General features: G+C 68.1%; 22 protein-coding genes and 1 pseudogene. 8 read left to right on the forward strand and 15 right to left on the reverse strand.

Annotated features, from left to right (window positions below):
• The first annotated feature begins 192 nt into the window (after nucleotides 1-192).
• Genes IDM40_RS00350 through IDM40_RS00380 form a run of 7 tightly spaced genes read left to right on the forward strand, consistent with a single transcriptional unit; the run spans nucleotide 193 to nucleotide 9478 of the window.
• Nucleotides 193-558, forward strand: coding sequence for a pilin (locus IDM40_RS00350; RefSeq protein WP_235997169.1), 366 nt, complete (start codon nucleotides 193-195; stop codon nucleotides 556-558).
• The gene (locus IDM40_RS00355; RefSeq protein ID WP_193119826.1) at nucleotides 555-2432 is read left to right on the forward strand and encodes a hypothetical protein; all 1878 of its coding nucleotides are present in this window, start codon (nucleotides 555-557) and stop codon (nucleotides 2430-2432) included. The genes IDM40_RS00350 and IDM40_RS00355 overlap by 4 nt, the downstream gene beginning before the upstream one ends.
• A complete protein-coding gene (locus tag IDM40_RS00360) occupies nucleotides 2433-3383 on the forward strand; it encodes a PrgI family protein (RefSeq protein WP_235997170.1) in 951 nt (316 codons plus the stop codon).
• Entirely contained in the window at nucleotides 3370-5181 is a 1812-nt protein-coding gene (locus IDM40_RS00365; RefSeq protein WP_193119827.1) for a VirB4 family type IV secretion system protein, read from the forward strand. Before IDM40_RS00360 ends, IDM40_RS00365 begins: the two co-directional genes overlap by 14 nt.
• Entirely contained in the window at nucleotides 5178-7502 is a 2325-nt protein-coding gene (locus tag IDM40_RS00370; RefSeq protein WP_328806898.1) for a type IV secretory system conjugative DNA transfer family protein, read from the forward strand. The genes IDM40_RS00365 and IDM40_RS00370 overlap by 4 nt, the downstream gene beginning before the upstream one ends.
• Nucleotides 7503-7527: 25 nt before the next feature.
• On the forward strand, nucleotides 7528-8415 hold the full coding sequence (locus tag IDM40_RS00375; protein ID WP_328806899.1) for a replication-relaxation family protein: 888 nt from the start codon (nucleotides 7528-7530) through the stop codon (nucleotides 8413-8415).
• Nucleotides 8408-9478, forward strand: coding sequence for a C40 family peptidase (locus IDM40_RS00380; RefSeq protein WP_328806900.1), 1071 nt, complete (start codon nucleotides 8408-8410; stop codon nucleotides 9476-9478). The genes IDM40_RS00375 and IDM40_RS00380 overlap by 8 nt, the downstream gene beginning before the upstream one ends.
• 260 nt (nucleotides 9479-9738) lie before the next feature.
• Here IDM40_RS00380 and IDM40_RS00385 read toward each other — a convergent pair whose 3' ends face one another.
• Entirely contained in the window at nucleotides 9739-10614 is an 876-nt protein-coding gene (locus IDM40_RS00385) for an alpha/beta fold hydrolase (protein WP_193119829.1), read from the reverse strand.
• The gene (locus tag IDM40_RS00390) at nucleotides 10611-11249 is read right to left on the reverse strand and encodes a TetR/AcrR family transcriptional regulator (RefSeq protein ID WP_216630157.1); all 639 of its coding nucleotides are present in this window, start codon (nucleotides 11247-11249) and stop codon (nucleotides 10611-10613) included. The genes IDM40_RS00385 and IDM40_RS00390 overlap by 4 nt, the downstream gene beginning before the upstream one ends.
• 110 nt (nucleotides 11250-11359) lie before the next feature.
• Here IDM40_RS00390 and IDM40_RS00395 point away from each other — a divergent pair.
• Nucleotides 11360-11490, forward strand: a pseudogene (locus IDM40_RS00395) (IS5/IS1182 family transposase); the annotation flags it as partial.
• A gap of 372 nt (nucleotides 11491-11862) precedes the next feature.
• Here the strand turns inward: IDM40_RS00395 and IDM40_RS00400 are convergent.
• From IDM40_RS00400 to IDM40_RS00460, 13 genes are all read right to left on the reverse strand, one after another.
• Nucleotides 11863-12429 (reverse strand): hypothetical protein, encoded by a 567-nt coding sequence (locus IDM40_RS00400; RefSeq protein WP_193119830.1) that lies wholly within the window; start codon nucleotides 12427-12429, stop codon nucleotides 11863-11865.
• 5 nt (nucleotides 12430-12434) lie between these two features.
• A complete protein-coding gene (locus IDM40_RS00405; protein ID WP_193119831.1) occupies nucleotides 12435-12626 on the reverse strand; it encodes a hypothetical protein in 192 nt (63 codons plus the stop codon).
• 134 nt (nucleotides 12627-12760) lie between these two features.
• Nucleotides 12761-13294, reverse strand: a complete 534-nt coding sequence (locus IDM40_RS00410; protein ID WP_193119832.1) for a hypothetical protein — start codon at nucleotides 13292-13294, stop codon at nucleotides 12761-12763.
• Between the two features lie 50 nt (nucleotides 13295-13344).
• A complete protein-coding gene (locus IDM40_RS00415; protein ID WP_193119833.1) occupies nucleotides 13345-13671 on the reverse strand; it encodes a hypothetical protein in 327 nt (108 codons plus the stop codon).
• Nucleotides 13672-13724: 53 nt separating this feature from the next.
• Entirely contained in the window at nucleotides 13725-14594 is an 870-nt protein-coding gene (locus IDM40_RS00420) for an ArdC-like ssDNA-binding domain-containing protein (RefSeq protein ID WP_235997171.1), read from the reverse strand.
• 174 nt (nucleotides 14595-14768) lie between these two features.
• Nucleotides 14769-16004, reverse strand: a complete 1236-nt coding sequence (gene dnaN / locus IDM40_RS00425) for a DNA polymerase III subunit beta (protein WP_193119834.1) — start codon at nucleotides 16002-16004, stop codon at nucleotides 14769-14771.
• Between the two features lie 103 nt (nucleotides 16005-16107).
• Entirely contained in the window at nucleotides 16108-16530 is a 423-nt protein-coding gene (locus IDM40_RS00430; protein ID WP_193119835.1) for a hypothetical protein, read from the reverse strand.
• Between the two features lie 15 nt (nucleotides 16531-16545).
• On the reverse strand, nucleotides 16546-16851 hold the full coding sequence (locus IDM40_RS00435; protein WP_193119836.1) for a hypothetical protein: 306 nt from the start codon (nucleotides 16849-16851) through the stop codon (nucleotides 16546-16548).
• 755 nt (nucleotides 16852-17606) lie between these two features.
• Nucleotides 17607-18989 carry a hypothetical protein gene (locus IDM40_RS00440; RefSeq protein ID WP_193119837.1) on the reverse strand — a complete coding sequence of 461 codons (1383 nt, stop codon included), beginning with the start codon at nucleotides 18987-18989 and terminating at the stop codon, nucleotides 17607-17609.
• 488 nt (nucleotides 18990-19477) lie between these two features.
• Nucleotides 19478-21949, reverse strand: coding sequence for an OmpA family protein (locus IDM40_RS00445; protein WP_193119838.1), 2472 nt, complete (start codon nucleotides 21947-21949; stop codon nucleotides 19478-19480).
• A gap of 10 nt (nucleotides 21950-21959) precedes the next feature.
• Entirely contained in the window at nucleotides 21960-22364 is a 405-nt protein-coding gene (locus tag IDM40_RS00450) for a pilus assembly protein TadG-related protein (RefSeq protein ID WP_193119839.1), read from the reverse strand.
• The gene (locus IDM40_RS00455; RefSeq protein ID WP_193119840.1) at nucleotides 22361-22795 is read right to left on the reverse strand and encodes a TadE/TadG family type IV pilus assembly protein; all 435 of its coding nucleotides are present in this window, start codon (nucleotides 22793-22795) and stop codon (nucleotides 22361-22363) included. Before IDM40_RS00455 ends, IDM40_RS00450 begins: the two co-directional genes overlap by 4 nt.
• The gene (locus IDM40_RS00460; protein WP_193119841.1) at nucleotides 22792-23178 is read right to left on the reverse strand and encodes a TadE/TadG family type IV pilus assembly protein; all 387 of its coding nucleotides are present in this window, start codon (nucleotides 23176-23178) and stop codon (nucleotides 22792-22794) included. Before IDM40_RS00460 ends, IDM40_RS00455 begins: the two co-directional genes overlap by 4 nt.
• Nucleotides 23179-23180: the final 2 nt, after the last annotated feature.

Raw genomic sequence — 23180 nt, forward strand, 5'->3', positions numbered from 1 at the left:
GGCATCTCGTTCCCCTGGAGGGGTGAGGAGAGAACTCTCCTCACCCGGTGGAACCACGCAGGGGCCGGGGCGGGGTGGTCATCGAATGCCGCCCCGTTCCCACCCTGATCGGAAGGAGGAGTCGGCACCCCGTCCCGGCCCGTCTCGGGTGGTTCTCCACTGGGTTGTCACGACGTATTCGAGGTGACGCTCATGTCGGTACGCACGCAGGAAACCCATCCGCTTCTTCGTGTCCTGGTGGTACTGGCTATTGCCTACGCCGCCCTGGTCACGTCGGCGGAGCTGTGGCCGGCGCTGGCGTCCGAGGCCGAGGAGCCGGGTGTGGACGATCTGGACCAGGTCATCACCAACATCCGCAACTGGCTCGTGGGGTTGTTGGTCGCGCTGGCGACGCTGTTCTTGACGATCGGCGGGGTGCGCTACCTGCTGGCCGGTGGGGACCCCGGCGAGGTCGGAAAAGCCAAGGACACGCTCAAGTACGCCGCCATGGGCTATGGGATCGCGATCCTCGCCCCGATCCTAGTGGAGATTCTGCGCGGCTTCCTGGGGATGGAGTGAGCCCGGCGCTGCGCAGGCTCCTCATGGGCGCCGGGATAGCGGCAACAGCGCTTGCAGGTCCGGTTGCCGCGCTCGAGAGCGGCACCGGCACCGCCGTTGCCGCGGCCAAGGCGGCACCCATGGCGGCACCGGCCGATGCTCCCCGGCACCTGCCAGCCGAACCCACGTCCGAGGACGAGGAGTACACCCCCAACCCGGGGCCCGGCCCCGCCGTGCCCCCCGACGACGAAGACCAAGAAGAAGAGCCCTCTCCCGAACCCTCCCCCGAGCCAGAACCAGAGCCAGAGCCCGAGGAGGAGACGCCCCCTCAACCCGGGCCCGGACCCGATGACCCTCCCGAGGACGAAGACGAACAGGAGCCTTCTCCCGAACTGCCATCCGAAACCGGGGGCGAGGGCGGCTACGACTGCGCTCCGATGGACGTACCGTGCATGATCTTCAGCTGGTTCAACCAGGTCATCACGGACTTTCTCAACAACGGGCTCATGGTCTCGGGCATGAGCATGATGCTGACCACCCCGTCCTCCACCGGAATCCAGTCGGTGTGGGAAACCTCCGCCGGCATCGTCAACACCAGTTTCGTGCTGATCGTGACCGTGGCCGGGGTGCTGGTGATGGGCCACCAGACGGTGCAGACCTCGAGCGGCATCAAGGAAATCCTGCCGCGGCTCGTGCTGGCGTTCATCGCTGTCAACGCCTCGTGGTTCATCTGCCAGCAGCTCGGACAGCTCGGAAACTCCATCAGCATGGCGATCCTGGGCAACTCCGCTGACGGCGAGAGTGTCACCTTGGCCATGGCCCGGTTCCTGGACAGTCCTTTCCAGGAAGGGTTCATCACGATCGCGTTCATGCTGATGTCCACGCTGGCGGGCGTGATCTTCGTGTTCAGCGTGGTCATCCGGCTCATGCTCTGGGTGCTGCTCACCGCAGCCGCGCCCTTGGCGCTGGCCGCCCACGCGCTGCCCCAGACCGAGGGACTGGCCCGGCTGTGGTGGCGTGCGATCGGAGCCCTGCTGATCATGCAGGTCGGCCAAGCGCTGGTGATGCGCATCGTGATGACGCTCTTCCTGCAACGCGAAGGCCTCAACAGCTTCGATCCCGACGGTTCGGGGGGCGCCGGGATCGAGCTGATGGTGCTGTTCGCCAGCCTCTACGTGTTGATCCGGGTGCCGGCCTGGGCCGGTAAGCAGATCTTCAACCCGTCAGCCTCGCCGCTGGTCAAGGTCGCCAAGATCGCCACCAGCCTCCTGCTCTTCAAAGGGATGGGGCTCGGCAAGGCCGCAGCCGGAGCAAAGGCCGGCAAGGCGATGTCGGGCGCCAAGTCCGGCGCCGCGGGGCAACGGGCCGCTGCCACCCGCCCACCATCAGGGGCGGCACCGAGCACGCCGAAAACGCCGCGCTGGCACCAATCGGCACTGCCCGGCATGCGCCCGGGGTCATCGGCAGGCTCGGGGCGGGCCACGGACTCGCAGCAGCCCGTGCCCGGGATCGATTCGCAGATCGACCCGGAGAAGCAGCAGCGTGTGCGCGAGCGCCGCCGCTGGGTGCAACCCACGCTGCCCTCCGGTGAGCCGGCCCGGCCGCCGCACCACCGCCAAGAGGCCCTACCCGGGATGGAGAGCACCCCCCGCGGGCACCAGGACCCTCTCCCAGGGATGTCGCGTCCCTCTCAGGCACGCCGGGAAGCCCTGTTCGAGCCCACCCCGCGCATGCGCCACGCGCCCGAACAACGCCGCAGCGGCTTCCAGCAGCGCCAGCAACAGGCCGAACGCCGTCGTCGTGCGGCGCGCCAGGCCGCCGCACAACAACACGCACGCGGCCGCCGCCGGACCCCGCCGCGCCACCGAGGCGGCAACGAAGGAGGAGGGTTCTAGATGTCGCGCATACGCATGCCGGCCGATGTGGAACGCGAGGACCAAGTGCTCGCAGGCCTGACGGTGCGCCAACTGCTGATCATCGGCGTGCCGGGCCTGGCGATCTGGGCGGGGATCAGCGCCCTGAGCGGCACGGTGCCCATGCCGGTCTTGATCGTGGCCGGGGTTCCTCTGATCGGGGCCGCAGTCGCTGCAGCCCTGGTGCGCCGGGACGGGCTGAGCCTGGACCAGCTCGTGTGGGCTGCGGTGGGGTTCGTACGCGCACCGAAGCGCCGCGCCACCCACACCTCGCAACCGGCTCCCCTTCCGTCATGGGTCAACGCCCACACCCCACCCCTGCCCGCCCCGCTCCAACTTCCGCTGGAGCGAATCGGCGATGACGGCACCCTCGACCTCGGCGAATACGGCACCGCCGTGGTCCTGGACTGCTCAACAGTCAACTTCTCCCTGCGCACCGAGACCGAGCAGGACGCGCTCGTGGGCGGGTTCGGGTCCTTCCTGAACTCCTTGAGCCCCACGAACCCGGTCCAGATCCTGGTGCGGGCCGAATCGGTCCGGCTGGACCCGGTCATTGCCGCGGTCGATGCCGCCGCCCCCACGTTGCCGCACCCGGCCTTGCAGAATGCCGCGACCGCGCACGCGGACTTCCTGTCCGACCTGGCTCGCACTCGCGATCTGCTCTACCGGCAGGTGCTGCTCGTGCTGCGCCAGCCCGCGGCACACGGGCGCAGCGGAGCGGCAACCGTGCGCCGCCGTGCCGAGGACGCGGCACGCGCACTAGCGGCCGCCGGCAGCAGCGCCCACGTCCTGGACGGTCCGGCCGTTGCCGCGGTACTGGCCTCGGCTGCTGCCCCGACCGGGCGCCCACCACCGCCGGAAGGACTGGCCCCACCCGAGGCCGTCATTACCGCACCACCACCCCAGGGAGAGGAGGAGCATGTTCACGCGTAAAAAGAAGACCACCAACAGGGCCGAGGGTGAGCCCGCACAGGCACCGGTGGAGACCGACGTTCAGGTCGGAGCGCACCAGATCCGCATCGGCGACAGCTACGCCGCCACCTTGGTGATCGTGGGCTATCCCGCCGAGGTGGGCTTGGGGTGGTTGGAGCCGCTGCTGGCCTACCCCGGCCGTGTCGATGTGAGCCTGCACGTTGAACCTGTCGCACCGAAAACGGCCTCGGACAAGCTACGGCGGCAGATGGCCAAGTTCGAAGCCTCCTCGCGCAAGGGCGCCGAACAAGGACGCCTCGAGGATTTCGAGACCGAGGCCGCAACCGAGGACGCCCGCGAGATGGCCGCCGCCCTGGCCCGCGGCGAATCCAAGCTCTACCGGGTGGGTCTGTACCTGACCGTGCACGCGGCCAGCCAGGAGGAGCTGGTCGAGGAGGTCGACCATGTGCAGTCGCTGACCTCCTCGATGCTCATCGAAGCCCGCCCGGCCTCCTACCGCCAGCTCCACGGGTGGGTGAGCTGCCTGCCCCTGGGCGTGGACCTGCTCGGCCAGCGCCGCAGCATGGACACCCCCGCCGTCTCCTCCGGCTACCCCTTCGCCTCCCCCGACCTGGCGGTGGAGACCTCTCCGACCGCCGTGCTCTACGGACTCAACTCCGATTCCTCCGGGGTGGTGCTGTGGGACCGCTGGAGCCTGGACTCCTACAACTCGGTGATCCTGGCCCGGTCCGGCGCCGGGAAATCATACTTCTGCAAGCTCGACCTGCTACGCAGCATGTACGCGGGCATCACCGCTGCGGTGATCGACCCCGAGGACGAGTACGCGCGCCTGACCCAGGCCGTGGGCGGCACCCTCATCCAACTCGGCGCACCCGGGGTCCATCTCAACCCCCTTGACCTGGCCCTGGACGCCTCCGCTTCGCGCGACGCGCTCTCCCGACGTGCCCTGTTCCTGCACACCCTGCTGGGGGTCATGCTCGGCGGCCCCCTCGCCCCGCGCCAGCGTGCCGCCCTGGACCGGGCCGTGATCACCACCTACCGGGCTGCGGGCATCACCGCCGATGAGCGCACCTGGAACCGGCCCGCGCCACTGCTGGCCGACCTGGCCACCGCCCTGAGCGAGCAGGACGACGAACACGGAAAGGAAATGGCCGTCCAACTGGAGCCGTTCACCACCGGCACCTACAACGAACTGTTCCGCGCCCCCACCACCAGCCGTCCCACCGGACACCTGGTCAGCTGGTCGCTCCGGTCCCTGCCGGACGAGCTCAGAGCCGTGGGCACGCTCCTGGCGCTGGACTCCATCTGGCGAGGCGTCACCGACGCCGCCCCCGACCACCCCCGCATGGTGCTCATCGACGAGGCCTGGCTCCTCATGGCCCAGAGCGAGGGAGCCAAGTTCCTGTTCCGGATGGCCAAAGCCGCCAGGAAGAGATGGGCCGGGCTGACCATCGCCACTCAGGACGCCGGCGACGTGCTCGACTCCGACCTGGGACAGGCCGTGGTCGCCAACAGCGCCACCCAGGTACTCATGCGCCAGTCACCGCAGGCCATCGACCGCATCGCCGAGGCCTTCTCCCTGTCGGAGGGGGAGAAGCAGCGGCTGCTGTCCGCATCCCCCGGGGACGCGCTGCTGTGCAGCGGCGACATGCGCGTGGCTTTCCGTGCGCTGGCCAGCGAGGCCGAACACCAACTGGTCACGACCAACCCCGCCGAATTCACCCAGGCGCCCCCGGGCAATCACGCGCCCGCACCCGAGCTGCACCTGGACAACGCCGCCGAGGAGGACTTCCTGTGACCGAGCGGCTCACCCGCCTCGACGAGATCCCCACCGCCCTCGCCGACCTGCTCCTCGCCTTCCTGCTCGCCCACGGCATCATCCTCGCCGTCGCTGTCCCGCTGGCCGTGGTCGCCCTGGTGGGACTGCGCCATCTCGTGAGTTGGGCGCGCCAGGCCAAGTGGCGGCGCCACGCCCGCCTGGTGGAGATCCTGCCCCCGCCCCACAGCGACCTCTCCGGAGCCGAGGACCTGTGGCGCCAGATGCTGGGCACCCTGCGCCCCTGGTGGAAACGGGCCCTGTTGGGCCAGCCGCACCTGGTGTGGGAGTACGCCATGAGCGTGCACGGGCTGCGCATCCGCATCTGGGTGCCCGCCCCACTGCCACCCGGCATGGTCGAACGCGCCGTCACCTCCGCCTGGCCGGGAGCCTCCGTGACCACCCGCCCCGTACCGGACCGGCCTGCCGATGTGCGCGCCCACGCCGGCTCGGTGCGGCTGGCCCGGCCCGACCACTACCCGATCGAAACGAAATTCGAAGAGGACCCCCTGAGGGCGCTGATCGGAGCAGCCGGTGACCTCGTCGGCGACGACGAGGTGTTGGTCCAGGTGGGCGTGCGGCCCATCACCGGTCGGCGGCTACGCCGCGCCAACCAAGCCGCGCGCTCGCTGCGCTACGACTACTCCCCCACCAGCAACACGTTCGATGCCCTCACCCCCGGCAGCCACCGCTCCGCCCACCTGATGGCACTGCGGCCCGAGGCCGGGCGCGAGATCCAAGCGATCCTGAACAAGAGCACGCAGCCGCGGTTGGAAACGCAGGTGCGCTACCTCGTCTCTTCCCCCGGCGGCGAGGGGGTGGACCGTCAACGACGTCGGGGGCGCGCCCACGCCCTGGCTGCCGCCTACGCAGTTTTCAGCGGCCACAACTACTACCAACGCCACCGGGTCTGGGCCTGGCCCCAGTGGCGCTTTCATGCGCGCACCATGGGTTCCGGTGACCTGCTCACCGCACGCGAACTCGCCGCCATCGCCCACCTTCCACTCGATGACACGGTGCCCGGCCTGCAGCGCGCCCCCGCACGTCCTGTGCCTCCGCCGCCCCAGGTCTCGGTCGATGCTCCCGAGTCTCGGCTGTTGGGGACCGCCGAGCACAGTGAACGGCGCACCGTGGCCCAACGCACCGCCGACGCGCGCCAACACACCCACATCATCGGCGGCACCGGCGTCGGCAAGTCCACGCTCCTGTTCGGGATGGCCTTGGACGACATCACCAAGGGCCACGGCTGCGTCATCATCGAACCCAAAGGCGAATCGGACCTTCTGCTGTCCCGTATCCCTGAGTCGGCGATGGACCGTGTCATCCTCATCGACCCCGACGACCACGCCGCACCCCCGAGCTTGAACGTACTGGGTGGCCGTGATCCCGTCCGGGTGGCCGACATGGTCACCGGAATCTTCGCCCGGATCTACCGCGAGTCCTGGGGGCCGCGCACCGATGACATTCTCCGCTCGTGCTGCCTGACGCTGGCGTCCACCCCGCAGGCGAGCCTGGCGAACGTGCCCCGGTTGTTGGAGAACGCCAGTTTTCGCCGCCGCACGACCGCCCACCTTGATGAGGGCTCGCCCTTGAGCGGGTTCTGGCGCTGGTACGACGGACTCTCCGACCAAGCGAAATCGCACGCCACAGCACCCCTTCTCAACAAGCTCCGGGCTGTGCTGCTCCGAGATTTCGCCCGCGACCTGCTAGCCGCACGCCCCCGTCAGGCCCTGGACCTGCCTGCCCTGCTCGACCGCGACGCGGTAGTCATCGCCCGACTGCCCAAGGGTGTTGTCGGCGAAGACACGGCCTCACTGCTGGGATCCCTGGTGTTGGCCCAGACCTGGGACGCCGTTCTCGCCCGGGCACACCAGCGCGAAACCCACCGCCGCGACCTGGGGATCTTCCTCGACGAGGCTCAGAATTTCTTGACGCTGCCGTTCGGGCTCGGGGACATGTTGGCCGAAGCCCGCGCCTACCGTGCCGGCCTGGTGATCGCCCACCAGGACCTCGCCCAACTCCCCCGCGACCTGCGCGAAGCCACCAGCGCCAACGCCCGCAGCAAGATCTACTTCGACGTCTCCCCGGAGGATGCGCGGGACCTGGTGCGCCACGTCCAGCCCGAGATCAGCGAGCACGACCTCTCCCACCTGGCCCAGTTCCAGGCAGCCTCTCGACTGGTGACCAACGGAGCCCTGTCCCCGGCTTTCACCCTGCGCACCAGGCCCCTGCCGCCCCCGGTCCAAGGGCGGGCCACGGCCGTGCGCAAGGCCGCCCGCGCCAACCAGACCCGCTCTCAGTGATCCGCTCTCATCTGGAGGTTCATTCGTGTCTGTCGTCCTGCGTCCCGACCACCATGCCCCCGTCCGCCCGCGCAGCTCCGCCGAAACCATTAAAGCGCTCGCCCGCAGGCTCACCGACCGCGACCGGCGCATGATGCGTCTGGTCTGGCGACACCGTGTGTTGACCACTGATCAGCTCACGACCCTGGGCTGGAACAGCTACAACACCGCGAAACAGAGGTTGGCCACCCTGCACCGGCTGCGGGCCCTGGACAGGATCCGCCCCTGGAACCCCTACGGTGGCTCCCCCTGGCACTACGTGCTCGACACCCCTGGTGCGGAGATCCTGGCCGCCGACGAAGGTATGACGCTGGCCGAGTTCGGCTACCGGCGCGACCGCATCCTGGCCGGCGCAACCAGTTCTCAGCTCTCCCACACGCTGGGCACCAACCAAGTCTTCGTGGACCTGTACGCCCGCACCCGTGAGGAGGCCCGTGGCGCCCACCTGACCTGGTGGACCGGGCGCGAGTGCGCCCAGGAATGGGGCGACATCGTGCGCCCCGACGGTGCCGGCACCTGGACCGTCAGCAACCGTTCCACGCGCTTCTTCGTGGAGTATGACAACGGCACCGAACGCCTCCGCCGTCTACGCGAGAAGGTCGACGCGTACCACGAACTGGCCCTGACCGCGCAGGTTCAAGGGGTGGTGCTGTTCTGCCTGCCTTCGCACAAGCGTGAGGCCCACCTGCGTCGCACGCTGGGATCGGCCACGCCGGTGCCCGTGGCCACAGCGGTCCACGGCGACCACCCGGCAGGCCAGGTGTGGACACGCTTGGACGATGCGCACCTGCGGCCCCGTCACCTGTTCGAGCTGGGTGAACAGGAGGAGGTCCACCAGCCGAGCCTGTTCGGGTGGGAGGACGCCTGTGGCTAGCCTCGGCTGCGGGCTCGCCTTGGGAGCCGGCGTCGTGGTCGTGCCCGCGGTGCTGGTCTCGGTGGCCGTCGTCTCCATCAACTCGTCCGGCACGACCGACGCCCCCGACCAGGTCGAGGGAATCGACGACACCTTGTTGGACGCTTACAGGCACGGACCCCAGATTCTGGAAGGTGAGGAGTACAGCCAGTGCACCGGGATGCGCTGGTCGATCCTCGCCGGCATCGGCGCCGTGGAGTCCGACCACGGCGCCACCGTCGAGATCTCCCCGGACGGCTCCACAAATCCCCCGTTCGTCGGCCCCCGCCTCGACGGTAGTGGGGTCGGCGGCAACATCACCCCTCACTACGACACCGACGATGGCGAGTGGGACGGCGACGACGAATATGACGCAGCGGTCGGGGTGACCCAGCACGTGCCCGCCAACTGGGACCGATACGGCGTCGACGCCACCGGCAGCGGCGAAGCGGACCCGCACAACGTCTACGACAGCGTCGCCTCGACCGCGGTAGAACTGTGCCAGAGCGCCCAGGGCGAAGACGTCGATTTCGACGACCGCGTCGACCTCGAAGCGGCACTGTTCCGGTACAACCCAGCTGACTGGTACGTGGACGATGTCATGTCCGAGATCGACAGCTACGAGGCCCTGGCCCTGGCCGAGGGTTCAGAGGAGGGCGGCAGTGAGGCCGGGCAGCGGGCTGTGGAGTGGGCTCTGGACCAGCTCGGCGTGCCCTACGTCTGGGGCGGTAACGGGCCCCAGGATGGCGGATTCGACTGCTCAGGTCTCACTCAACAAGCGTGGTCAGCGGCGGGGGTCGACATCCCCCGGGTGACCACCGACCAACTCGCCGAGGGCGACCCGGTCGGGATGGACGAGCTCGAGCCCGGCGACCTCTTGTTCTACAACAGGGGACCTGATCCCCAACCCGGTCACGTGACCATGTACGCCGGAGACGGCGAAATGATCAACGCCCCTGCCACCGGCAAAGTCGTACGTCTGGACCCCATCGACATGGAGTACTACGCCGAGGCTTTCGCAGGAGCGGTCCGCCCCGTGCATTAGGGAGTTGGGGAACGGGTCACCGTTGCCGGACCCCTTTTCGACATGCGTGTGGACCCCGAACTGCTGGAGGACCTCGACACGGCCCGGGCCGAGGAAAAGGGGATCCGGCACCAGAAGGAAAAACTGCCTAGCGCCTCCCCCCTGCGGGTCCGGTGCGGGTTCAGGGCGCCAAGCAGGCCCGTGTGACACGAACATACAACTCACGCGGCCCGACGACGTCGGGCCGCGTGAGCGCGTGCATGATGAGCCCGTTCGCGCAGTCAGCCGGGGATGGTGGACAGGAAGGCCCGGACCTCGTCGACGAACCTGTCGTGCGCCTCCAACTGGGCCCAGTGCCCGCAATCCGGGACCATGACCAGCCGGGCGTTCGGCATCAGCTCCGCCGCCTGCCGCGACCCCTCGGGCGGCACCATCGGGTCCAGTGCACCGTGGAAGAAGAGTGCGGGAGCCGTGATGTCCGCGACCACGGGCAGCAGGTTGTTGCGCATCTCGTGAGGACCGAGGGTGGCCTGGTTGTAGCGCTGGTAACCGCGTGAGGCGCCGGGGCGGCGCGCCTCACGGCGAAACTCCGCCACGACCTCGGGAGGCATCGTCGACACGTCGTGCACGACCGCGCGCAACGCCGCCCCGACGAACCGGTTGGCCAGAGCCGCGGCGGGAAAGAGGAGCGCGTCGGGCAACCGCGCGGACCACCACGCCGCCTTGTGAGTGAACCGGTTCCCGACCCGCTTCATCAGCCCGCCGGGGGCGATCAGTACCAGCCCTTCGATCAGGTCGGGGTGGCGCAACGCCAAATTCAACACCACGTCACCGCCCATGGACACACCCGCGACCACGGCCCGCTCCACCCCGAGCTCGGCCATGACACGGGCGAGAAAATCGGCCTGGGCCGCTGGGCCGCCCAGCGGATCGATCCCCACCGTGCCCCCGAAGCCGGGCAGTTCGGGCGCGATCACGCGGTGGTCGGAGCCGAACGACGCGAACATCCGGTACCAGGAGATCGCGGCGTTGTCGTTACCGCCGCCGTGCACCAACAGGAACGGCGGAGCATCGGCCGGGCCGCCGAGGAGAACACGCACCCGGCCTCCGGCCAGGTCCAGGTACTCGACGCGGGAGTCGGGAGGCAGGAAGGTCATGACCGGTTCCAGAGTTCTTCGAGGTTGTCGGCGAGGCGCCCGAAGCAGACCTTGCCGGGTGTGGTGTCGGTGACGTCCTCGTCAGCTGCGCGCGCGACCAGCTCACCCATTCCCAGGATGAGCGCGTCGAGATCCTCGTGCGGGGCGGTCTGGGCCAAGCCCACGTTCCAGACTGCCAGGTTGGCGGCCAGGGCCTCGGGTGCCAGGTCGCCCCGGACCATGCCCGCGTCCCGCATCCGCTGTACGAAGTCCACGCTGACCGGAAGCCGGGCCCGGTACAGGGCCCCGTGGTCGCTGGGGCGCCGCCCCGCCCGGACGTCACCCCTATACAGCGCACGTAGGAGCGGCCGAGTGTGCAGGGCGGTGAGGGAGTGGACGAAGAGGCGGGACAGTAGACCGCCGCGCGGGTCGGCGGCCACCTCGGCCCGGGTGGTGGCCAGGGCCAGCCGCAACTCGCGCCCGATCACGGCACGGGACAGCGCTTCCTTGCTGTCGAAGCGTAGGTAGAGGACACCTTTGGCGACCCCCGCGCGTGCCGACACGTCGTCCATGGTCGTGCGTTTCGATCCGTGCTCCGCGAGGGCTTCGGCGGCCGCGTCGAGGATGACCTCGGTGTCCACGCTGGGGCGGGCCATGTTCTGTCCTTAATGACTAGATTTGTTTATTTAGTCATTATAAGTCAAGGGGTCGACCGGTCAAGGGTTGGAGGGTGCGCCTTCACGAGCGCGGGCAGCGCGTACGCACGAGGGCCATCAACAAGTTCAAGGAATGGAGGGGGCTGGCCACCCGGTACGACAAGACACCCGAGAGCTATCTCGCGGGCCCCACCTGCGCGGGGCGCTGCTGTGGTTGCGCAGCCAACCCGCCACATCATGATCACCGGCCGCTGGGCCGGCCCCGAGAATCTCCGCATCGAACGGTGGCAGCACGATCGGGGCACGGGCTCCGCTGACCGCCGGGGTCCGGGCTTCACCGATGCTGACTCCGTCGAGGACCGGGAAATCATGGACGACGCCGGCCGGTTCCTGTGTTCACGGGCTGGGTGCGCAACCCCCTACACGTGTGCAAGGTCCGTGTCCTTAGTGATCGACGTTGCCCAGAGGGTCGCGGGCGGGAGGCGGTGCACTACCGTGGGTCCTGGTCGCTCTCTTTGCTGGTTACTTAGGTGCGACCAGGGGGTGGCCGGACCGAGTCCGACCACCCCTTTTCGTGTGTCCGCCGGCAGGGCGGAGAGGACTGCAACGGCACTTACAGGGTCAGGTCGGGAACATTCACGGCGCGCGCCCGGTGCTGCACCTGTACCCAGTCCGGCTCCGGCCGGTCCCAGTCCACAAGCGCCACGAGGCGGTGAACGAGCGCTCGCCCGGCCTCGGCGTTGGGGTGCCAGGACGTGGCCACGAACATCCCCGTCACCGTGAGTACGTAGGCCCACTCGATGAAGACCGGGCCACAGCCCTCCGGGCCCCCAGGGCACGCGCAGGTGAGAGCGTGCGCGCTTTCCTTTCGCGCGCCATGGCAGTAGCAGAGGGGGTAGGCGTCGTGCTCGGGGTCGCCCAGGCCCCGGAATCCGGCGTGCTCGAAGTCTTCTCGCTCGAACGGACGCGGCGTGTAGGGGCGCACGAGGTTAGACCACCCGGCGGGGTGCTCGTGGACGAGTACCTGCGCCATGAGGGTCGCGTCACGGTCGAAGGTGTCATGGTAGAGCCGGAACAGCTCCTGGCCCAGACCCATGGGGTAGGAGTCGAAGTGGTGGTAGCGCCCCCACCAGCCCTTGCGGTGGGGGTTGGGGACAGCGATGGCTCCGCGTGTGCTCACCCGTCTCACGCCCCTTTCAGTTGCTCGACCAGGTGCGCGGCGTCGTAGAGCTGGGTGGCCACCTCCCGAGCACGTTCCGCTGGTAGAGGGATGAGGTGGGCCAGTGGCTGTCCTGGTGGGCAGAGCCAGACCATGACCTGGGTGGCGTCGGGTTGCAGGCAAGCGCCCACAGCGCCGGCGCTGGATAGCCTCGACATGACCGTGCCTCCTGTTGATCGATCTCATCGGTTGGGACTGCAGTGGTGCGGTGAGGGGGCCGGCCTGTTGCCTCAGGTCGGCCCCGACCCTTGCCAGGGGGTCAACGACCCCCGTGGCGCTGGTGCAGTGGTGCTCATTCCGGGGTGTGGGCGGTGCGCAAGAACTCCACCCAGCCCCCGTGATCGCCCATCCACAGCTGTGCGCGCACGGTCTGCTCGGGCAGGTCCAAGTGCGGAGCAGCCGTGAACGCGGGCTCATAGTCGGGCGGGACGGAGCCTTGGAGGGTGAACGTCAGTCGCCCGGGCAGGTCGACGTGGTTGACGTAGCGCACGTAGTAGGCGTTCCTACGCTCCGCGCTGGCCAGCTCACGGCTGATCTCGTATTCGTCGACCAGCGCCTCCAGCACGCATTCCCTTTTCATAGGTGCGCCGTCCTGGTTGCGGCACCAGGTGATGAAGGTGTCCGCGGCGGTCCGTGCCTTGTCATCGTCGGAGTGCAAACGCGTGGGGCCGCCGCGCCCTTCGTTGGCGATCACGCCGAGCTTGTTGCTGTTGTTGCACAGCACAGCCGACCAGGCCACGCCGCTACCGACGTCGACCGCCTTGAAGCTCTGGACACGGATGCGGCCTGTGGGAACCTGGATTCCGGTGTGGGGCAGGGTGATCACGGTGCTTCTCCTTCGTGCGAGGGTGAGCCCTCTAGTGAGGGGCTCGGGGTCTAGTTGTCGCTGCACCAGACGGCGACGTTGCCCGCGGCCAATTCCCAGCCGGCGAAGAACGCACGATCGGTCGCCATCGCCGTTTCCAAGCGTTCGGCGACCGCATCGGTGACCTCGTCAGCCGAGTCGGCCACGGTGAGCAGCTGGACCAGAGCGCCGGTCTCGTAGGGGTTCACGTCGCAGCTGATGACCGTCACCCGTGGGTGCCCGGTAAGCGTGGTCAGAGCTGCAGTGAAGTGCGTGTAGACGGTGAACTGCTCGTCATTGGTCAGGGGCATGTCCGCACCCGCGGGGAGTGCGAACACGTCCACGGTCAACAGCGCCACGGTTCCTCCGTTCTCGTGGCGGAGACAGCGCGTGTGCGCCCGGTGTGCGGTGGTCAGGCCGCGGCCTGCTCGGCGTGCTCGATCAGGTGGGCGGTGATCTGGTCCGCCACGGCCATGACCCGGGCCGCTGCGGCGTGGGCCACGTCGCTGTCATCGGCCCACCCAGCGACGTAGGGCACGGAGTAGTCCAAGGTCTCCAGCCCCATCACGGAACCGACCACGCACGCCACAGACTCGGCTTCGACCTCCGCGCGTTGACGGCTGAGTCCCTCCCGGGTGGAGTGTTCGCACAGGATGTGGGCGAGTTCGTGGGTCAACGTCTTGACCGCTTGGGCAGGGTCGACGTCGCCACGCACGCGCACGGTGCGGGTCGGGTAATGGACGTAGCCGTACGCCTCACCGCAGTCACCGTGTTCCACGGTGTAGCCGCGGGTGGTGACCATCGCGGCGACCTGATCCCACAGCTGGTCGGGAGCCAACCCCCGGAGCTCTTGGGGCACCACGCCGTCCGGTTCAGGCGCGGGGCCACCCTCGGTTTGGGAGACGTCGAACACCGTGGTCACGGTGAACCCACGCACTTCGTAGCGCCGGCATCCGTCTTCCCTCTCCGGTTCGGATTCCTCGTCTTCGGCGCGGTAGCGCATCGGCGCGAGAATGCGGATCCCGCGTTCTCCCTTGCACACAGGGCGGCCGGCGTTGAGCCAGGCGCCGAACGCGCGCACGTCGCGCGCATTCGGGCACTGTTGGAGGATCCGCATCACGTTGTTGGCTGAGTAGTGGCGCAGCCACGCCCGTGAGCTGATCAGCGCGCGCCAACCCTCGCTGGTGGTCAGCTTCTCCACGGCGCTGTTCAGGTGCTCGTGGGCCTGTTCGAGGCGTGCGCGGCGCTGCTGTGGTGTGAGCGTGGACTTGCGAGGGGACATGGGTGTACCTCCCGTCGTCTCCTGTGCGGGCTCAACCGTGGTCAGTAGGCACACGTGTGGCCGGGTCGGTGAGCAGGGTTGAGCCTGAGCGGCGTGCCCGGGTTGTTGGGCGCCCCTGACGCGTTGTGTGGTGGGTCCGGTCGCTGTGCAGTGCGCAGCGACCAGACCGGCCGACTAGGTCGAGATCCGTTGCGGCATGACCAGGTGACGGAACTCGGCGTGATCACTCAGACCGTCAGGGGTGTCGGTGATCAGCACGGGCTTGTCGTAGGCGCGGATGTGCAGGGTGAGGGTGTCGCCGCGAAAGCTTTCGACCGCGTCGGTGAAGAACTTCGGGTTCACTGCGATGGTGACCGCGCCGGGGCCAGTGACGGTGGCGGGCATCTCGCGTGTGCGTACCTGGTGTGCCTCACACCCCAGGTGGGGGGCGACGCTGACCGTGTTGGTATCCACGGCCAGGGTGACCGGGTGTGCCTTGTGCCCCTTGGCGGACAGCACCGCAGCCGCGCGCTGAATCTGCGTGAGCAGTTCAGCCCGGTCCACGGTGACCGTGGTTGGCGCCTCGGTGGGCAAGTGGTCGCTGTACTTGACGAACTCACCACCGTTGTGCAGGCGCGTGATGATCGTGACCGGGCCGCTTTCCAACGAGACCAGGTCCCCGGCCTTACCCGACCCGTATCCGACTCGCACGTGCGTGCCGCGCAGTTGGGGCAGGAGCGTGCCCAGGCTCGCGCCGTCGATCAGCGCGCCACTCTCCGGGGCCGTGTCGGTGTGGATCTTCCCCGGAACGTGCCCGACGGCCAACCGATAGCGGTCGGTGGCCGCAAACTTCAACCCGCCCTGGGTGATGTCGATCTTCATGCCGGTGAGCATGGGAAGCGTGTCATCGCCGCTCGCGGCGCGCAGCACGCGCCTGGTTTCGTGGGCGAACTGTGCCCCGTCGATGCTGGCGAAGGCCGGTGGTGTCGCGGGCAGACTCGGGTAGTCGTCCACGGGAAACAGCTCCATGGGGATGGTGCTGCCGGCCAGTTCGACCGCGGCGTACTGGTCATCCTCGTTGCGCACGGTCACCGGCAAACCGTCTGCCGCACGCTTTCCCAGACCCTTGACCAGTGCCTTGAGGAGTTTGGACAGTTCGCTGTGTGAGACCAGCACGCGCCCGGGTGAGTCGACCGCGTCGGGGATGCGGACGGTGACGCTGGTGGCGTAGTCGTAGCCGCTCACCCAGAGGTCGGGGCCGTTGCTCTCCAACAGCACACCCGCCATGCAGGGCACCGCGGGTCGCTTCGGGACCGCCGCGCCCACGGTGGACAGCGCCTCCACCAGTTCGGCGCGCGTGAGGGTGAACGCGGCCATGGCCGCTGTGGGGTGGTCGGTAGTGTTGTGTGTCCTTTCCAGAACCTCAGTCATGGTTCCCCCTAAGGAAACTGAGAGCGCGTTTCGAGCCGAGGGTTCCTGACCCCGGTGGCAGGCCACAGACTGCTTTTGCTGCGACCCACCAGCGCGGCCAGACCTAGAACGGATCCGTGCGCATTCCGCCGCGCGGACCGACCGTGATGCGCCATTCCGGTTCCGGAGCGACGTCGCCCCACCCCTTGAGGTCGTTGGGAACGACGCGATACAGGTCGATGTATGCGTCATCACTCGCGGGAAGGATTTCGTTTCTCCCTTCCCTCACGTGGGTTGCCACCATGCCGTCATGGCAGACCGGATAGGACGAATCACAGCGCCCGGACCCGTTGACGCGTTCACTCAGCTTGTGCGCTGCTTCGGCGCGTGAGGCGAACGCTTCGGCCTCGCTTGCGACGTCGCCGAAAGAACAGGCCGGACCGTCGTGGAAAAATCCGACGTAGAGAACTCGCATGAGGGTTTCCCCTTTCACGTTGACTACTTCGAGACCGAGAGTGGGCAGCACGCACAGCGCAGTCGTGCGCACTGCCGGACATTCGGCCTAGAGCCAAACGCGACAGAGTTCCTGATGCCTGGTGGTAGTCACCGAATAGCCAACGTCGGGAATGATCGGCTCTCCGTTGACACTGACCCATGCAATAGGGGTGTTGTAGGAGTAGACGACGTAGGAGATACCGGGGTTTTCCCGGTCCGACTGGTAGGCGTCGACCCATTCCTTGGGCAAGCGACCAGTGCGATTGGGGGTGTAGTCGTAGGCGGCCATGGCGCCGTGGGATTGGAATGCTTTCCGCACCGTCAGCAGACCGAAGGGGCCGGCCACGTCGTGTCGAATCGACACGGTAGACATATCATCAACTCCCTTTGCTGGTTATCTACCATAATACCCAATCCGGCGCCACAGATAAACCATTCAAGGGGAGTTATTGGGAGTTTTTCGAGCACGTACAACGTCGCAACGAGGAGAGAAATATCAGCACAAACCAGGAGGCTGGATAAGCTTAGAATAACCACTGCACAAGCAGAGACATTGCACGTCAGCTTAAATATTATAGCTGACCCTGACTTCTGCAGCTGGGGTCATCATTTCAAGCATTCACCCTGCTGGCCACACAGGAAAATTCTCCCGCTGCCTGACCCGAACAATTTGTTAGAAGTGCTTCCAGCACTAGTACGGTGGAACGCCGACTACCTCCGCAACTCTATGGCCAGGGGTTTTATATTCACCAGGGGTCGCCGGCCAGCGTGGCGGGGCGCGTGACTAGGGGTGGGGCTAGGTTAACGGCAAGGGTGGAGAGAGAACTAAAATTCCTCTAGTAAAGATAATCCTGGTGGCGTCAACCCCGCTCCATGAACCTTCTTACCGCCCGCCCAAATATGCACCGGTCACTCCCAAGCAAAAGTCGAAACCCGCACCAACAAGCAGCGGAGCCCGCTAGAAGATCAGGGACTCTCACATCTCTGTTTTCCAAGGGACTCCGTTGCGCCAGTCTGCCACGCCCTCTCCTGCCTCTGCCGGCCTTGTCGGCAAGATCGCCGCTCTGGAGGACCCCCGCTCGCCGCGGGGCCGCCGCCGGTACGAACGCTCTGTGCCGGGCGCTCAGTTCAGCTCTCCGTCGCGGTGGCATCCCACGCCTCCCGCAACTGCCCCTCCCCGGGGAGGCGATCCGGGTCGACATGGACCTCCTCCGCGGTTCCTGTGGCAGTGGAGCTGACCGTCACCTCTCGCACGTCCTTGTACGACCCGGACTCGGGTGTGGTCTTGAGCGTGATCTGGCCGGTGTCGGGCCACGGGATGGAACGTGCCACGTCGATGGCGTCCGCCAGATCGGAGCCCTCGGACAAGGAGTGGCCGATAGGCATCTCCACCCAGACCCGCACATCGGGACCCTGGCTTCGGTCATCACGCGTCCAGCGCACGACGTACCGTTCCGCCCGGGCCTGCGCGATCGAGGGCGCCAGGTCCTCGAGGTCAGAACGCGTTCCCCAAAAGAGAACACCCTCGTCGACCCGGACCCTCGCCTCCTGTGGCAGACCGGCCGACTGCAGAGCCTCTGCGAGGCCGGGCAGCTGCGACGGATCCGCGGCTCGACCTGCGGCTGCCGACACGTCGATTTGGGTGAGACCGTGGTCGAGGCTCTGTACCGCCCAGCCGTCGTCCTCGATGTCGCCCGCCATCTCCAAGGCGGCGCCGGGGTCCGCGTCACCGACGAAGAGTCTGCGTTGATCGGAGGTCTCGAGCGTGACACGCGGTGATTCAGGGTCCAGGATGCGTGCTGCGGACTGCGAATCCTGGGCGAGCGGACCGAGATCGAGGAACGGGATGGTCGTCCGGATTTCCAGAGAGGTTTCCTCGAGAAGGACAGAGGTGATATCCGGGCCCCACTCGCCCAATGACTCCAGGACCTCTCGATGGTTCGTCTGCAGCCGGTGGATGGAGATCACGTTCCAGCCGTCCTCACCTTCAACCTCCACGTCCTCGACACGGAGATTCTCCTCCTCAATCAGTGTCAGCCAATCGAGGATGCTCACCAAAGGTGGTTCGGTCGCGTCAACGAAGACGATGCTCTGATCGTCGAGTATGGCCCGGCCGTCCAGCAGCGTGCTGAGCGCGACGAGGGCTTGCGCGACATCGCCGGTCTCGGCCCTGTGACGAGAGCCCACCTTCACCTCTGCAGTCCCCAGAGAGACTCGGGCGGCGGGCATCACCTCGTCGTCGATTACCTCCTCGGTCGCCTCAAGGATCGTCTCGATCTCGGCCTCTCCCGTTGACGAAGCGATCTCCACCCGGAGCACTTCTTCGGATGCGGACCTCTCCGGCTCGGCGGACTCCACGCCGGTCAGGTCGCCGATGTCGCGGGCGATGCGGAAACCGCCGGATCGCGTCCACAGTCCCAGTCCGACGGCCAGGGCCAAAACAAGAGCGACGCAGATCCCGATGGTCCAACGTCGTCTTCGTGGGTGGTGCTTCGCGGTGTCTGTCGTCATTCCTGCTCCGGTTCTCCCAGGACTGCCGGCCAGGTAAGTCCGCCCCGGTCCTCGTACCAGTTCACCGCGGCGGAGCTTCGTTTCAGGCGGAGGAGCGAAGGGGCTGTGACGTCTGCGAAGGTGTGGACGGTTCGGTAGTCACCTCGAACAGCCTATCCATCGATCCTTCGAAGGCATCGAAGGTGGCTCTGACCAGGTATTGGTGAATCATCGGCGGATCGACGTGCTCCATCATGTGCGGGATGTGAGCTTTGGTGCGGACGCTTCCCGGGTGCGGACCGGGCACGGACCTCAGAACATGGCGATGCTGCGCAACCTCGCAATCCCGCTCCTGGCGGGGTTGGGTTGCGCGAGCATTCCCCAGGCCGTGCGTTGGGTGTCCTACGAGGCCTTCACTCGCCCACTCGGACTCCTCCAACTCCCCTGAACAGGGAGAACGCATCCCTCAGCCGACTTTGCAACAGCCCCGCGACTCCGCTTCCCGGGGTTCAGTTCCCTGAGCGGGCGTGTCCGGTCTGTAGTCGACTCAGAGCGTGCTTGGCCTTTTCAGAATGGGGGTCGGCGTCCAGCGCCTGATGCAGTAGGCCGGCCGCCTGGTCCGGCTCAGCATGCCTGGCGCAGGTGGTGATGGTGTCGACGACTTGGGAGCGCAGGTGGGCGCGGGCTTCTTCGGCCCAAAGGTAGTCGGCGTCGGCGACCAGGCCTGGCCCTGCCATAGAGGCGGCGGTCGAGGCCAGGGTGGCGTCGCGCTGTTGGGCGGCTTCGCTCAGGAGGTCGCGCACGCGCCACAGGTCGCAGGTGACCAGGTCGGGGTTGAGGCGGTAGCGGTCTTCGTCATGGACGATGACGAGCGTGGCGTGTTCTTCGAGGTGCTCTCGGCAGGCGGAGCGCGCGGCGCTGACGGCGTCGTGGAAGCGGCGCACAGCGCGATGGGGTGCGGTCTCGGGCCACATGTGCTCGATGGCGGCTTCCAGGCGTGTGCCGTCGGGGTGGTGGACGGCGAGGTAGGCGAGGACTTCGTAGGCGGCCCGGCGGCCGGGTTTGACCTGGTGTCCGCATGCGGCGAGGGTGATCCGCTCGCCGAGCACCGTCAGAGCTACAGCGCCCGCCGGTGGGTCCCCGTTCCCGCTCGATGGGGCAGGCGTCGAGCTCGGACCGTCGCCGGACGTGCCAGGACGGTCGGCGTCAGCGTCCCCGGCGGGTGTGTCCTCTCCCTCTGCTTCGCTCGGGCCCTCGTCCTTGGCCGGGTCGGGCTCAGCTGTCTCTGGCGGGCGGGTTTGAGTGTTCAGGGCCTCGTGCAGGGGCTGGGCGAGGGTGGGGTGCCAGGTGTGTCCGCTGACGTCTTGCAGGGGCGTCTCGGCGTAGGTGATGGTGCCGGCCTCGTCGAGGGTCAGGGTGGGGCCGTCGGTGTCGGGCCAGGGGCCGAGCAGGACCGCGTGCAGTGGGGCGTGGGGGGTGTGGGCGAGCAGGGTGGTGATCTCGGCGGCCACGTCGGGCTCGGCGGGGGCCAGGACGACGAACTGGGGGCCGGCGGCAAGGGCGGTCTCGTCGTCTTCACCGGCGTCGTCGGCGATGCGGTGGCGGGCCAGGAGCTGCATCTGCAGCAGGGTCAGGGCGTCCTCGGTGGTGTCGGTAACCATGACGGGGCTGTGTTCGGCCACGTTGGGCAGGCGCCAGGGCGTGTGCAGGAGTTCGGCCAGAGTGCTGCGGGGCACGACCACGGTCAGGGCGGAATCGCTCTCGTCCAGGGCGCGGGTGAGCAGGGTGCGTGCGGCACCGTGCGCTCCGGGTCCGGTAATGCCCAGGCCGGGAACCTGGGCCAGATCGATCAGGGCCAGGTCCTGGCCGGTAGGAGCGGCCGGCGGAGTGCCATCACCGCGGCTGGAATCGATCCCGGCACCGTGCTGGTGGTGTTCCTCGCTCTCGGCGGCGCCGACCTCCGCGTCGTCCCGGCCGTCGTCCGTCTCAGCCGCTGTGGTCTCTTCATCGGTGGTGAGGGTTGCGTCGCGTCGGCGTTCGAGGCCCATACCGGCCAGGGTTCCGGCGCCGGCAGCGGTCATGGCCACGATCAGGCCGCCGGGCAGTGACAGCCCCACGGCGGAGCCCTGCTGCTGTTCGGCCTCTTCGTCTTGGCCGGGTTCCTCTTCATGAACGGGTGGGGTTTCGGGCTCGGGTTCGGGCGGCGCGATCAGCACGTCGTAGGAGATCTCGACCCGGCGCTGCTCGGCATCGTCAGCTTCCTCCAGCAGCGAGCGGTCACCCTCGGCTTGGGTTTCGATGACCACGTCCTGGTCCAGGTGCTCACGCAGTGCGTGCGCAACCGCCTCCGCGCGGTGTTGCGAGAGCTCGAGGTTGTAGTCGGCGTCCCCGGCCGAGTCGGTGTGACCGGTGACCACCACCGGCAGTTCGGGCGCGCCGTGCTTGCCGATGAGCTCAGCCGTGGCGGCCACGTCCTCCGTCATGCCGTCGGTCAGTTCTGCTGAGTCGTAGCCGAAGTCGTCCACCGTGCGGTTGCGCTCAACCACGTTCCCCTGCTCTTCGGGGACCTCTTCGGCATCGGGGGCCTCGACCTCGGTGCTCTCGGGTGCGGCGGGCGCGGTCGCAGCCGGTGCAGGGGCGGCGTGGGCGAGCGCGGGTGCGGTGATCGTGCCCAGGGTGGTGGCGGCCAGCAGTTGCAGCGGGCGCAGACCGCGCAGGTACACCGGGCGCCGGCGCAGGTGGGCGGCGATCTCGAGTCCCAGGACGGCGAGGTAGAGGCCCCAGATGCCCCACAGGGCCACGATGAGCGCTGCGGTGCCGAGCCCGTTGGGCAGGCGCAGGCTGGACAGGTGGACCTGCCAGGACAGGGCCGACAGGTCCGGGGCGGGCCAGGTCAGGGTGGTGGCCAGAACAGGGAGGGCGAGCAGGAGCAGGGCGCTGGTGGCCAGGGCGGCGGCGCGGCGGGTGCGGTGGGAACTCACGAGGGTGACCTCACGGGGCGTCGGTGGTGAGGGGTGTGGCGCTGGCGGTGCCGGAGGCGGTGCGCTCGGGCAGCGGCAGCAGGGCGAAGGAGGCGGTGGTGTGGGCGGTGACGGTGACGGCTTCGCCCTGGACCGTGGCGGTGCCGTCCATCCCGGCCCCGTCCAGGTGGTCTTCGGCGGCTGCAGCGGCCTGCTCCGGTTGAAGGGTCACGGTTCCGTCGGCTCGGTAGAGGGCCAGGTCGATCTGCTGGGCGCCGACCCGGGCGGCTTCTTGGGCGGTGTGCAGGGCCGAGGAACGTTGGGCCAGGGCGGAGCCGACGTCGAAGACGAACGCGGCCAGGAGCAGGAGGGCGCCGGCCATGACGACGGAGAAGGCGGTGGCCTGGCCCTCATCGCCGAACTTGCTGGGCTTCATGGGGTGCTCCGGTAGGTGTCGACCACCGAGGTCGCATCGCCCTCGACCGTGGTGGTGCCGGGAAGGCCCAGGCCGGTCAGTTGCGACAGGTCGGCGGTGCAGCTCACGGTTGCGGTGACCGTGGCTCCGGGGGCCAGCCCGGCGGTGTCCAGCGCGAGGTCGTAGTCGGCGCAGGCCACGTCGTGCGTACGCAGAGCCTCCTCTACCGCGGTCTCGGCTGCGGTGTGCGCGGCGGCGGGGGTGCGCTCCAGGGTCGCGGCCCGTGCGGCGGCATGAGCAGCGGTGTCCGAGCCCATGCGCGCGGCCACGACGTGGTGAGCGAGCAGGGCCAGCAGGGCGAGCAGGACCAGTGCGGGCACCATGATCGCGAACTCGGCCGTAGCCGAGCCCCCATCGTCGCCGGGGCGCCGGTGTGCGGCGCGTGGGTTCATGGCTCCTCCGTTGCGCGTTCGACGGGCCCGGTGACCTGGGAGGAGACGGGCCAGTCCAGGCCGGGCAGCACGGTGGGCACCGTTGCGCTCACCTCGACGCGGGCCTGGGCGTCGGTGCGCTCGACGCTGATGGTGAGCTCCTGCAGCAGCTCCCCCTGGAGCTGGCCGGCCACCTCCTGGGCACGTGCGTGGCCCTGTTCTTCGGTGCCCTCGAGCACGCGGGTCTGGGCGTGGCCGTGGTCGGCGATGGTCTGGGTGAGGTGATCGGCGTGGGCCCACAGCCCCACCTGCACCAGCAGCGCCAACAGAAGCAGCATCACGGGGGTGGCCACGACCAGTTCGGTGCTGCCGGCGTCGCCCTCTACTCGCCGGTGGGAGCGCATGG

Source organism: Nocardiopsis coralli, from assembly GCF_014892575.1.
Lineage (GTDB): Bacteria > Actinomycetota > Actinomycetes > Streptosporangiales > Streptosporangiaceae > Nocardiopsis > Nocardiopsis coralli.